The following is a 13,883-nucleotide window of genomic DNA, read 5'->3' as shown; positions in this document are numbered from 1 at the left end:
ACATAATGAGCACGGCTAAGGCATTGTAATCGCTGATTTTAACAGCACTGAATGATTTTTAACGTTCAGTGCTGTTATTGTCTTCGGCTTGACCAAATAGCGGGATTCGCACTATTTTGAAAGCTTATTCACCTATCGCTCTTAAGTTGGCTTAATTACGTTACATATCTCTGACTTTCTATTGCTTCTTTCTGCCCCTGCCGTTTGCCAGCAAGGCCCTTGTGTTTCGGATTCACTTCCCCTTAGCTGGGCGGATTTAGTTTTATAGATGTGGATAGTTTATGAGGTCTAGAGGTGTCCTAAGTTTATGACGCAAAATAAATCTATTTTATTCTACAGAATTGATGGTGCCTTTTTAGAGTTTTTGAAAAAATTAAATATAACAAATGAGTGTAAAGCAAATTAACACCATCAATACCTTTGAAAAAATGCATTGATAGCAAGCCGACCTTGTTTTTTCTTAAAGAACATTATGATTAAGTTAAAATAATTTAAAATGTAATTATAAATTAACTACAACAATTGGTTATGATTTTTTAGTTTTAAACTTAAGTGAAATTAAATTTATCAGTGGGAAACTAGTTTTTATCACGTGAAGGTTGTCACAATTAATACTTATGATAATAGATAAATGAAAAACAGTAACTATTGGTTTTATATTTATAGTTTACACTATTTTTGTATGGTTGATAGCAGTTATGGAATGTAAATAATTATATTAATGTAGCGAAAGGATTGAGTTTTTATGGAAAAATTAAGAATAAGAGAGAAAATCGCATATGGTGCTGGAGATGCGGGTTGCGCATTTGTTTGGCAGACGGTTATGCTTTTTTTGGCCTTTTTTTATACAGATGTATACGGTTTATCTCCAGCACATATGGGAACGATGTTCTTAATTGTAAGGATACTCGACGCAATAACAGATCCATTAATCGGTTCACTTGCTGATAGAACCAAGTCAAAGTTTGGTAGGTATCGACCTTACTTGCTTTGGGTTGCTATTCCATTTGCAATCTCCTGTATTCTTGTCTTTTATACTCCAGATTTTGGGGAAAGAGGTAAGTTGATATACGCGTATGCGTCTTACATTTTTCTTACGTTAATGTATACAATGATTAATGTACCTTATTGTGCAATGGCGAACACGCTTTCTAGCGATTCAAATGAAAGAACGAGTCTACAATCATATCGATTCACAATGACGTCCATTGCAGGATTAGTTATTGTGCTATTAGCAATGAAGCTTGTAGACTATATTGGTGGTGGGAATTTGCAATTAGGATATATCGGTGCTATGTCCGTTATGTCCAGTCTTTCGGTAATTCTTTTCTTGTTTTGCTTCTTTAATGTAAAAGAAAAAATTGATGTTCGACAGACAAAAAGTGGGAACTTGAAAAGTGACTTGAAACATTTATCAAAGAACCCGGCTTGGAGAGTATTATTCATACAGAACATCATAATGCTAGTTGGTTTTGTACTCAAAGATGCGGTTATTATTTATTATGTCGTAAGTATCTTGCAACGACCAGATCTAGTCGTTTTATTTATGGTTCTAGGTAAGCTAGCAGGTGTTTGTGGTGCAATGCTTGCTGTACCTCTCTTTGGAAAGCTTGATAAAGTAACAGCTTATCAGCTTATTAATTATGTCATGGGTATGTTTGCCATTTTGATATTCTTCATTCCGAGTAATCAGGTGAATTTGATAATTGTTCTAATGGTTATTGTTAACTTTCTTAAAATGGCGGCTAGCCCATTTTTATGGAGTATGATGTCGGATGTTGTTGACTATGAAAAGCACCTTTCAGGACGCTCTCTTGGTGGTGTCGTCTTTTCGACCAATCTTTTTTCTATTAAGTTTGGTGTGGCGTTAGGTGGTGCAATGCTAGGGTGGTTATTAGCTTTGGGTGGTTATGTTGGAGGTGCAGAGGTTCAGGCTCAAAGTGCTTTGACTATGATCAACGCACTATTTACCCTTATCCCGGGTGTTATTTTTATTGCTGTAGCAGCTATGGTTAATTTCTACCCACTGACTGAGCAACGTGTTAACGAAGTTAAAAAGAGTCTAGAGTCAGTTAATTAATCGTGTAATCTAAAGTTGAAAGACCAGGACGCGCTTGGGTTTATATTGTTAGCAAGTGAAAATGTTAACGTTAGAGTTATTTTTTGTTTTATGTATTATTTACTTTAAACTAGCTCGTGCGACGTCCTTGGTTGAAATTATAGTATAATATTAATTATTTTTTAGTTTTATAGTTAACGCAGGGTTAGTGATGAGAAATATATTGGGTAAAGGAGTTTGTGATCCACATATAAGAATCTTTGATGGGCGTGCTTATATGTACGCGTCTCATGATTTTTCAGATAATAATAACGACTTTGTCATGAAAGACTGGTGGGTTTGGTCCTCAAATAACTTGGTTGACTGGCAGTTAGAGAGTGTCATATCACCGGAAGATACCTATTTATGTGGACCAAGTAATGGATGCTGGGCAACAGACGCTGTTAGAAAAAATGATCTATATTATTGGTATTTTTCTGACGTCAGAGAAGGTATAAAGCAAATCGGTGTATTGGTTTCTGAAAATCCCACAAAAGATTGGAGGGATCCATTAAAAAAACCGTTAATTTCAAGTGATGATTTCGATGAAGGATATGATCCTGCTATTTTTCAAGAAGAGGACGGGTCATCATATTTGGTATTTGGTGCTTTTGATTACTACATATCAAAACTGTCAAATGATATGATTTCTTTAGCAGAGGAACCACGGAAGATAGAAATAATCAGTCCAAGAGGGCCATATGGTGAATCTACTGATGATAAAGCTTTTCTTCACAAACGCGGAAAATTTTATTATTTATCGTGGGGGTGTTTTTATGCAATGGCGGAGAATGTTTATGGTCCTTATGAATATAAAGGCGTTATAGTTAGAGAGGACTTGGTTGAAGAAGATTTTAAAAAGTATACTTGGCCCAATGGGTTAACTCAGGGTCGGCACGGATCGTTCTTTGAATGGAATAATCAGGAGTACTTTACTTATTGTGATATGAGTCAAGGTTTAGGTAATCGATACTATAGAGATAGTTGGATTAGTTATGTTAATTACAGAGAAAATGGGGAAATTGAACCTATAGTAATTAATAGCGTTGGCGTTGGTAGGTATGAACCTGATAGGGGTAAAATACTAGCTTGCAATTATTTTAAATCTACAAATACAAAGAAAGTGGAATGCCATAAAGGATTTGCAGTTCAACTGAACGACGGTGAATCATGTCTAGCATTTCCAAATATAACTAGCAATCAGTGTTTTAAAGGTTTAAAAATTGATGTTATTGTTGAATATGAACTTCATTGCAATATTACGATCAATGTTCACTCTAATAGCGGTTCTGAAACTATAATTAAAAGTATATGTATTGACGACTGCTTTGAAGGTGATATAGAGATTACTTTTGATAATCCTCTGAATATAGATAGTGTAGAGCTGAACTTTTCTGGTGAAAGCATGCTTGGTATGAAGATATTTTCTCTATCATTTATCTGAATTCTTATAGAAAAACAGAATTATGAGGAGACAATTTAGCTAAATTCCGGAGTGCCAAGACCATGAGTTAACAGTACCCGCCCTATGTTTACATGGGGAAGTATTAATGAGTGACGTTCTATGGAGGTAAAGAGTCGATGTCAGGCCCAGGTTGGGTTAACTCTTCCACGCACTTAACTGGTTAGTCGAACTGGATCGCCCCAGAACATGAAATGTTGCAGCCATCTACAGGATACTATCCTGATAATTTTCCTACTGATTACTTATCCTGCTTCGGTTTCTGCTGAAACAGATTACTTTGTCGGTGGTGGTGTTGGTTACCAAAATGATAGGTTAGATGGTGCAAGCTCAACAAATGGTGAGGATGCTTTTGTTCACCTGAATGCTGGCCTAACGATAGACTCGCAGCATAGAGTGATGGCAAACTATAGCTACAAGGATACGTTTTCACAAAGTCTATTTTATGCTTCATACGATTACCTTTATGATTTAAATAATAAAGTATCGCTGAATGGTGGCTTTTTAGTAGGGGTTGGTTATAACGATATTGCTGATGAAACGTCTTTAGACTTCGTTAGAGGGGTACAAGTTGGTGCATCGTATCATATTGATAGGAACTGGAGCGCCGATTTGACTTATCGCTACATTCACCAAGACTTTGATGAAGAGGATGTAAAAATAGAAAATACCCATCAAGTTGTTATTATAGCTAATTATCATTTTTAAGTTTGGCCAATAATTTATGACGCGGGTTGAAAACAGGGAAGGGTTATGGTTCATTACAAAGCTGTTCACGATATAGAAAATCAAACCTATTTTGTCGATCTTGTTGAGGGTTATAAAGCAAAAGTAAGTTATCAAATTTCCGGTAACGTTCTAACTCTCGATCACTCCTCGGTGCCTGAGGCTCTAAGAGGAAAAGGTTATGCAAGTGTAATGATGGAAGCGGTCTTGAGTAAAATTGAACAAGAAGGTTATACGGTTATCCCCGTATGCAGCTATGTTATTCACTATATGAAAAAACATAATGAATGGCAGCATTTGTTGGCAAAGAAGGAGCCTTGATATAAAGGTTGTTTTAAAAAGATGAAGCTGTCTTGTATAACACTTATGATGTACAAAAGCCCTGCTCAATCGAACAGGACTTTTGGTATAGGCCGTTTTCAGCCGGCGTTAGCTTGCTTGATACTCCGGGTAGTCAAGTAACCCTTTCTCTGCGCCACCAAACAGTGTTTCTGGATTGTGTGCTGCAAGTGGGTAGCCATTCATGATGCGGTTAGGCAGATCAGGGTTAGCAATGAATGGGCGACCGAAGCCAACCATATCAGCTAAGCCTTCATTGATCGCTTGCGCGGCTTTTTCAGTGTTGTAACGGCCTGCGTAGATGATCGTGCCTTTGTAAGCTTCGCGAATAGCATGCTTAAAAGCTTGCGGTGTATCGGGGGCATCGTCCCAGTCAACTTCGGCAATGTGGACGTAAACCACATTCAGTTTGTTCAATAATGCTGCGGCTGCGGTGTAAGTTTCAACGGGTGTATTATCAACTGTACCGTTAAGCGACGTAAACGGGGCAAGACGCACACCTACACGATCCGCTCCAATAGCATGGCTCATTGCTTCAACGACTTCACCTAAGAAACGCAGGCGGTTATCGATAGAGCCGCCGTACTCATCAGTACGGTTGTTGGCCTCTGAGTCAATAAACTGGTTCACAAGGTAGCCGTTTGCAGCATGCAGCTCAATACCGTCAAAGCCAGCTTCAATGGCATTGAGAGCCGCTTGGCGGTACTCACCAATCACATGTACTATATCGTCTTTTGTCATCTCGCGTGGTTCAACGACATCGACAAAACCCGGTGCGTTGTTACCGTCATCAATGAAGACTTTTACGTTCTCAGCTTTTAGGGCTGAAGATGAAATAGGTTGCTGACCACCGATGTTGGCGGGGTGGGTCACTCGGCCAACATGCCAAAGCTGCGCATAAATAACGCCGCCTTTTGCGTGAACGGCATCTGTGACTTTTTTCCAGCCAGCGATTTGCTCTTTGGTATAAATACCCGGTGTCCAAGCATAGCCTTGGCCCATTTCAGAAATCTGGGTACCTTCAGCAATAATTAGACCAGCATCGGCACGCTGAGCATAGTATGTTGCCATCATATCATTAGCGATATTACCCGGCTGAGTTGCACGCGAACGAGTCATCGGTGGCATAACGATACGGTTTTTAAGTGTTTCATTGCCAAGGCGCATTGGCTGAAATAGTGTATCTTTCATCTCTAGTACTCCAACCTGTATTTATTTGCTTGTCTGAATAAGTTCGATAGCGTAGCCATCTGGATCTTTTACGAAAGCGATGTGAGTCGTACCGCCAAGCATCGGACCTGGTTCTCGCGATACATTGCCTCCTTGGGCTTTGATCTTGTCACAGGCTGCGTAAATATCGTCAACACCTAAGGCTAGATGGCCGAATGCATTACCTAGTTCGTAAGCGTCGGTATCCCAGTTATAGGTCAGCTCAATAGTTGCGCCGTTTTCTTCATAGCCAACGAAAACCAGTGAGTAACGATATTCAGTATTTTCAAAACGATTCAATACCTTCATACCCAATATCTTGGTGTAGAACTCAATAGATTTATCAAGGTCGGTAACGCGGATCATGGTGTGGAGAAATTTCATATCGCACCCTCTGTAGTGACGCTGAACTAACTAGCATGTGTCGTTTGGTTTGAAAAACCAATTTTGATGCCGCTACTATAGCGAGGTGGAGAGAGGAAGTTAAATTATCATTGGTTATACTTTTGATAATTTAATTTTATTAAATTAGGTTTAACTATCAATAAAGGAGGATAATGCTGTTACCTGGGAAAAGAAATTATTGAAGTGGTTATGATTATCTGCAAAGGAAGTTGGGCGACAGACGCCACCCAACATTTAGCTACCCCTTCATCGTTTGAATGACCTTGTCAGGGAAGCCGAAATACTTTTGTGTACCATCATTGTCGAGCAATAGACAGCTGGTGGATGCTGCGATATAGGCTTTGTCATTGGTGGTATAGATCACCGTGGCATTGGCGAGCTTTTCAGTAAATAGCTTATTGATGTACTTGGTGTACTCTTTCTCCCCTCCGACGAAAGGCTCATCGATAATAATGATGCCCTGATCGTAGCTACCTAGGCCCAGAGCCATCCGTAGTAACTGCTGGACACCATTAGGCAACTGCTGAACAAATTCCGACGACATCTGTGTTTGCAATCCATCGGGTAGCCAGGGGTGCAAGTTAAAGAACTCGATGGTCTCCTCCATCTGTTCCTTGGAAATGACACCATCATGAATAATGAAGTTTGATTCCAACGTGCCATCGAAGATATGCAGTTCGAAAGGAATGTAATTGATGGCTTTTCTATAGCGAAAATTGTTGAATTGTTTGATGTTATAGCCATCCAGTAAGACATTTCCTTGATAGCGCTCTTCCAGCCCTGCCAAAATAGTCAGTAAGGTGGTTTTCCCTGAGCCAGAGCCCCCAGAAACCGATATTTTATCGCCGGGCTGAGCGGAGAAGGCCAAGTTGGTGAGCCCCGTTGCCGCTCCTTGATACCGGTGGGTCAGGCCGGAAATGCTGATGTTCCCTTTAAACCGACGGATTGGCGGGCTGCTTTCCAATGAATGACGATCATCGTTAAGTGACATTAACGCGTTTATCTGTGTGCTGGCAGATTTAATGGTTTTGAATTTGGTTATCGAATTGTAGATCCCCATTATTGGCCCCAGCGCCTTCCAGACCAATATGATGATTGCCAGCATGGCACCGGCATCGGTCTCTCCTGCCATAACGCCAATAACCGCAGTAACAATACTGGCTGTGCCAATAGCCTGTATTAACCCTTGGCCCATTGCTTGGATCTTGCCATTGGTTACCGATACGCCTTTGGCATCCTCCAAGCTTTGCTCATGAGCTGCTTGGAAGCGCGATCGGATCACCCTGATGAGCGGAAGCCCTTGAATGCTACTGATACTTCTTAGCAACTCATTCCACTGATAAGACACCATGGCGTTGGCTCGAGAGCTTTTTGAGGTGGCTTGAGTGTAGATGTAGCGAGCGTATACACAGAAAAACAGCATCAGTGCAATCCCTGCCAGCACGGTGAGCGCGGCTGTGCCCGAGATAATAGTGATGGCCATAATAAAGATGATCACAAATGGCATGTCGAAATAACTAAGCGAAGATTCTGCCGTGACCAGCTTTCTGAACTGGTCGATGTCTTTCAATCTTGCCAGCTGAGAAGAAACTCCAGCGGATGACGTCATAGAGTAGGGGAGCCATAACAACTTACTGATAACATTGCGTGATATATGGGTAGCGAGATCTTTGCCTGATGTTGCCAAAATATTCATTCGCATTCGTTTGAAGGCGTATTCAGACAATGCAAGAAAGACAGCAAACCCAGTTAGCCAGAATAACGTTGACTCTGAGCCCGAGCTTAAAGCAAAACTGTAAACCCCCATGATAAAGAACGGTTGCATTGCACCTAACACGTTAATGATTAAGCTCAATAGCAGCAGGCTTTTGATTTCACCGTTGTAGCGATAGAACGCGTATTTTATCCAGTTGGATTTGTCCTGAGACTCCGGTGGCGGTTCCCGAAATATTTTCGAGTAATTTGAAATTTCACACACTGTGCAGCTGTCGTTTGTCAACAGGTGTTCAATGACGACATTGTTGCGGTAATCAAACAGTTTGGCTTGACCATTTTCAATACCAAGGAAAATGGTGCAGACGTTATCGAACTGGACAAAAGCCGGTGTTGAGACACTCTCAAGCTGATGCATAGTGGTTAATTGCCGAACATTACACTCGTAATCAAGCCGTGACAGAGTGGCGGCAAAACTGTCGACATCTTGGCTTTTGGGAACGAAGGCATCACTGAGGATCTCGGGGGTACCTTCCCATTGAAGAGTCACTAGGGTATAGGCCAAACCAAGCAAAGTGGGTGATCCTTTGTAGCGTTCCTTGAACTTGGCAGAGCCAAAGTCGCCCAGCCGCTCATCGATATTGCTGAAATCAATTAATACACTCATGCGGCAACCCTAGAAACAAGTTTGTGGCGGACCAGGCGGGGATCGAGCTGCCCCAATTTATTGCTGACGATAATGCAGATGAAGTTGTTGGCTTTGGGAGTGATACAGGCGAGTAGCAAGCGTGCAAACTGTTCGTCATATACCATATCAATATCGTCGATTAGCAATACGGGTTTATTACTCAACAGCGCTCTCACGATGAGCAGAGCAAACAGGACTTGGCGTGAGAATGGCAGCTGGCTATGGCTTGAAATCTTGGTATAGAAACCGTTTTTAAGGCCATCAATTTTATGCTTTATGGCGAGGTTTTCACAGAGTGAAAAGGCTGCGCTATTAAGGTGAGGTTGGAAGCAGGTGAGATTGTCAATAATTGTCCCTTCGACTAACGCGGAGTTTTTATCTACCTTGATAACGTTGCTTCGCCATTCCCCGTAGTCAATGTCATCGGCTAGCTTGTCATTATTGATGATAAAAGACAGGTTATCATCGTGGCTATCACGGGTAAGGCATCGTAAGAGGTGACTTTTACCACTGCCGCTAGAACCGGTAAGTAGATTGATTTCGCCGGTTGTCAGTGACATTGCCGGGATACCCACCGTTATATCGTTTCCTGTTGGCGCGACAGATACCGTGCGGACAACGTCTTCGTTGTGTGAATAATGATTGAATGATTCCAGCTCGATCACCTCAGCAATGCGTTTAACATTGAGTTGATTGGTTCTCCAGCGGCTAAGTGTGCGCATCACTTGTTGGTAGGGAGCGAAGTAGCGGTTAGTCAGCAGAATGACGGCGGCCATTACCCCTTGGCTAATTTCCATGTTGATGACCGCTAATGCACAAAGAACGACGACAATGGCGACCGAAAGTTGCTGTATTACGTTGAGGGTGAGGTTGAACGACGACTCCAAGCGTTCATAGGTAATACTTTGGTTCTCCCGCTCACCGATCATTTCAACCATCACGCTTTCAATACGGTATTCCATGGTGCGGCTTTTAATATCCAATGGGTTTGATACTATCTCGATGATTTTAGAATTTGTCAGTCCCTCGATATCTGAACGTTGGGAAAGTACGTCGACGCGACGTTGTGACAAGTGGCGGGCAGCAAAAAACAGCACGGTTGATGCAGCAATGAGTGCTAATCCTGCCCAGAAATTGATCAGCAGAATAATCAATACCGTGATGGCGCTGGTACCAGCGTTGATCATGGCTTTTATCGTTTCACCGCCGAAAAACTGCTTAATATCGGAAATGGTGGCGATACGCTCTAAATATTCCCCCATTTCCAATCGGTTGAAGCGCTCAATATTGGCAGCACAAATGGCTAAGAAAACCCGGTTGGTCAATTGGCCTTCAAAGCGCTTCATGATTACGGAAACTAAATGCTCTTCTTGTCGCTTGAGTTGGTAATCGAGATAAATGGCGAACAAAATGATGGCAAATAGCAGCATCAGTGAATTGGTTGACTGATTTGGTAAGATGCGATCAAAAATGATCAAGATCGAAAAAGGCAGCACCAGGCCCAATAGGGTGGTCATTAAGGTTGAGAATAACAAGTATAACTTGTCTAATGGACTGATTTTACGAGTAAATGGTTGGCTTTTCATTACTTACTCCGTCATTGGACCATCAGGTGAAGTGGGATTGGCGATTGCGAGCTGTCATCATTCATTGGTGACATTTGCTCGGCTATCTTGCCGACCGTGGCCATATTGAGGTTACCGATCCGCTCGTTGAGTTGAATGAGGTTGATGACATAGTCATACCGGGCACTTTCATAATCTCGGATGCTGCTATACAACTTACTCTCAGCTGAGAGCAGGTCAGTAATGGTGCGGGTTCCTAATTTGTGAGCTTTTTGGATACCGATATACGAGGCGTAGTTGGCTTGAATTATGGTGGTCAGGCTGGTGAGCGATGCCGAAAAATCGTTGATGTTATATATAAACTCTTCAAACTGCTGTTGGCTGGCGTTTTTGCTATCTTGTAGATCGATTTCAGTTCGGTCGATATCAACTTTATTCTGTTGATAACGGTAGTAATCACGGCCACCATTTAAAATTGGTACATCTAGAGTGAGGGTGTATACCGTCTCTTCCGTTACTCCTTTGTCAGGATACAGCTTGGCTGATGCATCATTGGTATCGTCATAGGTATAGCCAATGCTGCCTTTAACGGAAGGAACGAAAGCTGCGCCAGTTTCTTTTAATACTTGCCGGCTTCTGGTGACGGCTTGCTTGGCAATTAACAAGCTGAGATCTGACGCGTACATAATATTGTTGAGCTCAGTCTGACGACTTGGAGGAATAGCTCCAAATTGTATGCTTGATTGCAGATCGAAATCCGGTTTGAGTGGCTGCTGAACAATATTGGCAAGGCTATTGAGTATGATGCGCTGATCTTTCTTAAGGGTGCGTAAACTGTCAGCGGTTCTTTCTTTTTGGGCTAATACTTCATAGCGTTCGGTGCCTGCGACATTTCCTAATTCAATGTTCCTGCTGATAAGCGTCAGCCGAGATTCAGATGATTCCAATTCAGCTTGAGTCGCTCGGATCTGGGCTCGGTTTTTCAAATATTCGAAATAGGTGGTAGCAGCTTCGCGGATAATTTGTTGACGAGTCTGTTCTGTCCTGAGCGATTCAATATCTATATCGGTCTGGGTATTTCTATGTGAGTAGATGTCCCCGAGATCAAACAGGCTTTGGGTTAAGGTTACATTCACGCCGTGATTGTTGTAGCTATTGTTGGCATTGCCACCATTGTATTGATGAGTGGTACCATCATTCCAGTTGGTATTGGCTGACACATTAAGCGAAGGCAAGAAGTTCCCTCTGCTAATATCCAGCTCATATTCAGTCGCAGACAAATTTGTTTGGGCGCTACTTAATGACAGATTACGCTGCAATGCTACATCGACCACATTGAGTAGATCGGCGGCGTGTGCCGAGACGCCCAGCGACGCACATACCGAGACTGCTAACAATGCACTGGCAGGATTAGCAGATTTTCTTAATAGCCATGTATTTTTTAATAACTTTGATAATTTCATCACTTTTATACGGCTTACTGATGACATAGTCCATTCCTGCTTCAATACATGACTTGTGTTCGCTGGCGCTGGTCAGTGCGGTGGCGCCAATAATTGTGGCGGGATTGAAGACGTCCAAGTCTTGCTCCCGTTGGCGGATAAGTTTTGTGGCTTCAATACCGCCCATACCGGGCATAATACAATCCATAAAGACGATATCTGCACCGTGCTCTTTCATGTATTCCACGGCTTGTGCACCATCACTCACGGTAAGGGCTTCATAACCTTGTTTGCTAAGCAGCTTTTTCAATAAAAACTGCTGAACTTTGTCATCTTCAACAATAAGGAAGGCATTTTGTGTTTGCTCGTTGGCTTCCTCAGTCGCTTGCATGGCCTCTGTGAGGTTGGGAACGAGTTCATGAGCAATGAAAGGGGTAAAGAAAACACGGTCAACATACTCATGAGTATCTTGTACAGTGCTTGATTCAGAAGCCGCTAAAAAGAGTTTGGTCTTGGTGCTCTTTTTTAGCCTGGAGTGCAAGGTTTTGCAGAAGGACTTCAGTTGAATGCCCTTGATGGTATCGGTAATGATGATCCCGTCGAAATCATTGATCCGAGATAAGGATTTAAAAATATCGTTCGCCGAACGGATAATTTCAATCGTTGCGCCATACTGCGATAGCATCTTAGACATAACGTCAATTTGCAGCTGGGAATCGGTACAGATCATCAAGTGTTTGTTTTCTAGTGATCGCTCAACCTGATGGAAGCTTTTGGGCGTTATATCGATGCCAATACGGAGCTTGTGCATACTGCTTTGTTGCTGAACGTGGTTATTATCCTGCAGTGGAAGGATCAAATTGGATGTCAGCCAAGTAGACTCAAAACGGGTCACTTTGGTGAGAATGGCTTTTGACCACTCATCATTAATCCCGCTTTTCTCGTCGACGAGTTGCCAATTGGCGCTTTTTATATCGTGGAGGTTTAATGTGTTCGTGGGCAGGAAAACGATTTCAAACACCAGCCTAGATTGCTCTACCTCATTGGCCGCTTCGGTATGAATGTGGAATAGAATATGCGGTTCATTCTGGGCTGAGATAGCATTGGAAAGCTGCAAAAAAAGTACCCAGAATAAACTCGTTGGGTTGCCTTCAATGTCACCGGGTAAGTGGCTGCCTAAATGGCATTCTAAATGACGCTGTGAGTGCTGGGTTTTAGCAGTGAGGTGAACCAGTAACTCCGACATCAAAGGGAGGAAGCTAACATTACTTGAAGTAGCGCTGTTACCTCCGGATATCAGGCGATTATAGTTATCCGCTAATTCAGATAATGTATTGGTGGCTAAGGTGATATCACGAGCTAATACTGCACCATTTTCTCCCGCCTCTTGGGCAATAAGTCTTACTCCTCCTTGGATTGTGTTGGTCATGCCGCGGATTTCGTAACCAATTAAGGCATACAGCTGACGATATAGGTCAGCATTGCGTTTTTGCTGTTCAACATCTTGATACATGGTTGAAAGATTTGCAAAAATTCGTCTCTGTTCGGGGGGAGTATTGATGTCGTTGAGCATTTGAGTGATCTCATTGGCTGAGATGTGCTCAAGTTGGCTTGCTAGCTCACTGACGCCTGATTGTGCCTGTTGAGATTGGGATCCTTTTCGCTTTGTTGTTGTCATCATGAGCAACAATAGAGCGCAAAGAACGAGGTTGAAACCGAGGAAAACAATCATTGAACGGAAGAAAAGGGTTTGCTGAGCTTGTTGAACGTCATTATTAATGGCGACTATCAAGTTTTGCTGTGACGCTTGAAGAGCAGGCAGCAGCTGAAGCAGCGTATTTTGAAATTGTTGGTAGTCGCTAGTTGCGTTGAACTTGGCAATAGCAAGCTCAAGCTGAGGGTAAAGCACATTACCGACCAAGCTGACTTTGATTTTCTCTGCTGAGGCTACCCGCTTAAAGTACGCAATATCTTTCTGCAATGTATCAACTTGCAGGTCAATCGCTGTACTTTCGGTACAAGATGCATATTGGCAGCCACTTATTGTCGTCAGTACTGTTTGGGTTGTTCGGATTAGTTGGTGGCTGCTACTAACCAAATCTGAATGTAACATGCTGTTATATTCAGATGCTTGGTTATGCCATTGCAGGCCAATGACCATTTGGCTAATAACACCTATTGCCATGAATGCGGCGATAAATCGAATTGTGGCCTTCCTCGATACTTTCACTACTGC

The 13,883-nt window shown here is 42.3% G+C and carries 10 protein-coding genes; 4 read left to right on the top strand and 6 right to left on the bottom strand.

All coding sequences use genetic code 11. The features are described 5' to 3' along the window. Positions 1-745: 745 nt before the first annotated feature. From ACVA53_RS11350 to ACVA53_RS11335, 4 genes are all read left to right on the top strand, one after another. The gene (locus tag ACVA53_RS11350) at positions 746-2,080 is read left to right on the top strand and encodes a glycoside-pentoside-hexuronide (GPH):cation symporter (protein WP_255044135.1); all 1,335 of its coding nucleotides are present in this window, start codon (positions 746-748) and stop codon (positions 2,078-2,080) included. A gap of 190 nt (positions 2,081-2,270) precedes the next feature. Further along, complete coding sequence (locus tag ACVA53_RS11345; RefSeq protein WP_446505157.1) at positions 2,271-3,542, top strand: family 43 glycosylhydrolase; 1,272 nt, start codon at positions 2,271-2,273, stop codon at positions 3,540-3,542. A gap of 207 nt (positions 3,543-3,749) precedes the next feature. Then, complete coding sequence (locus ACVA53_RS11340) at positions 3,750-4,268, top strand: outer membrane beta-barrel protein (RefSeq protein ID WP_446505156.1); 519 nt, start codon at positions 3,750-3,752, stop codon at positions 4,266-4,268. Positions 4,269-4,313: 45 nt separating this feature from the next. Next, the gene (locus ACVA53_RS11335) at positions 4,314-4,607 is read left to right on the top strand and encodes a GNAT family N-acetyltransferase (RefSeq protein WP_446505155.1); all 294 of its coding nucleotides are present in this window, start codon (positions 4,314-4,316) and stop codon (positions 4,605-4,607) included. Positions 4,608-4,715: 108 nt separating this feature from the next. On the opposite strand, the gene ACVA53_RS11330 is transcribed toward ACVA53_RS11335, so the two are convergent. From ACVA53_RS11330 to ACVA53_RS11305, 6 genes are all read right to left on the bottom strand, one after another. Next, positions 4,716-5,816: an alkene reductase gene (locus ACVA53_RS11330; RefSeq protein WP_446505154.1), complete on the bottom strand. Its 1,101-nt coding sequence runs from the start codon at positions 5,814-5,816 to the stop codon at positions 4,716-4,718. A gap of 21 nt (positions 5,817-5,837) precedes the next feature. Further along, a complete protein-coding gene (gene gloA, locus ACVA53_RS11325; RefSeq protein ID WP_255044130.1) occupies positions 5,838-6,218 on the bottom strand; it encodes a lactoylglutathione lyase in 381 nt (126 codons plus the stop codon). A gap of 259 nt (positions 6,219-6,477) precedes the next feature. Further along, on the bottom strand, positions 6,478-8,619 hold the full coding sequence (locus ACVA53_RS11320; RefSeq protein ID WP_255044129.1) for an ATP-binding cassette domain-containing protein: 2,142 nt from the start codon (positions 8,617-8,619) through the stop codon (positions 6,478-6,480). After that, the gene (locus ACVA53_RS11315; RefSeq protein WP_446505153.1) at positions 8,616-10,226 is read right to left on the bottom strand and encodes an ATP-binding cassette domain-containing protein; all 1,611 of its coding nucleotides are present in this window, start codon (positions 10,224-10,226) and stop codon (positions 8,616-8,618) included. Before ACVA53_RS11315 ends, ACVA53_RS11320 begins: the two co-directional genes overlap by 4 nt. Before the next feature lie 11 nt (positions 10,227-10,237). Beyond that, positions 10,238-11,695 (bottom strand): TolC family protein, encoded by a 1,458-nt coding sequence (locus ACVA53_RS11310; protein ID WP_446505152.1) that lies wholly within the window; start codon positions 11,693-11,695, stop codon positions 10,238-10,240. Next, positions 11,616-13,877, bottom strand: a complete 2,262-nt coding sequence (locus tag ACVA53_RS11305) for a response regulator (protein ID WP_446505151.1) — start codon at positions 13,875-13,877, stop codon at positions 11,616-11,618. Before ACVA53_RS11305 ends, ACVA53_RS11310 begins: the two co-directional genes overlap by 80 nt. Between the last annotated feature and the right edge of the window lie 6 nt (positions 13,878-13,883).

The organism is Photobacterium sp. DNB23_23_1, from assembly GCF_052873815.1.
Note: the sequence above shows the minus strand (reverse complement) of the source record. Positions and strands in the feature narration are given on the sequence as shown.

Excerpts from the sequence above, each read along its gene's own strand:
- ACVA53_RS11350 (WP_255044135.1), top strand. The coding sequence starts at position 746 with ATGGAAAAATTAAGAATAAGAGAGAAAATCGCATATGGTGCTGGAGAT.
- ACVA53_RS11345 (WP_446505157.1), top strand. The coding sequence starts at position 2,271 with ATGAGAAATATATTGGGTAAAGGAGTTTGTGATCCACATATAAGAATC.
- ACVA53_RS11340 (WP_446505156.1), top strand. The coding sequence starts at position 3,750 with ATGAAATGTTGCAGCCATCTACAGGATACTATCCTGATAATTTTCCTA.
- ACVA53_RS11335 (WP_446505155.1), top strand. The coding sequence starts at position 4,314 with ATGGTTCATTACAAAGCTGTTCACGATATAGAAAATCAAACCTATTTT.
- ACVA53_RS11330 (WP_446505154.1), bottom strand. The coding sequence starts at position 5,816 with ATGAAAGATACACTATTTCAGCCAATGCGCCTTGGCAATGAAACACTT.
- gloA (WP_255044130.1), bottom strand. The coding sequence starts at position 6,218 with ATGAAATTTCTCCACACCATGATCCGCGTTACCGACCTTGATAAATCT.
- ACVA53_RS11320 (WP_255044129.1), bottom strand. The coding sequence starts at position 8,619 with ATGAGTGTATTAATTGATTTCAGCAATATCGATGAGCGGCTGGGCGAC.
- ACVA53_RS11315 (WP_446505153.1), bottom strand. The coding sequence starts at position 10,226 with ATGAAAAGCCAACCATTTACTCGTAAAATCAGTCCATTAGACAAGTTA.
- ACVA53_RS11310 (WP_446505152.1), bottom strand. The coding sequence starts at position 11,695 with ATGTCATCAGTAAGCCGTATAAAAGTGATGAAATTATCAAAGTTATTA.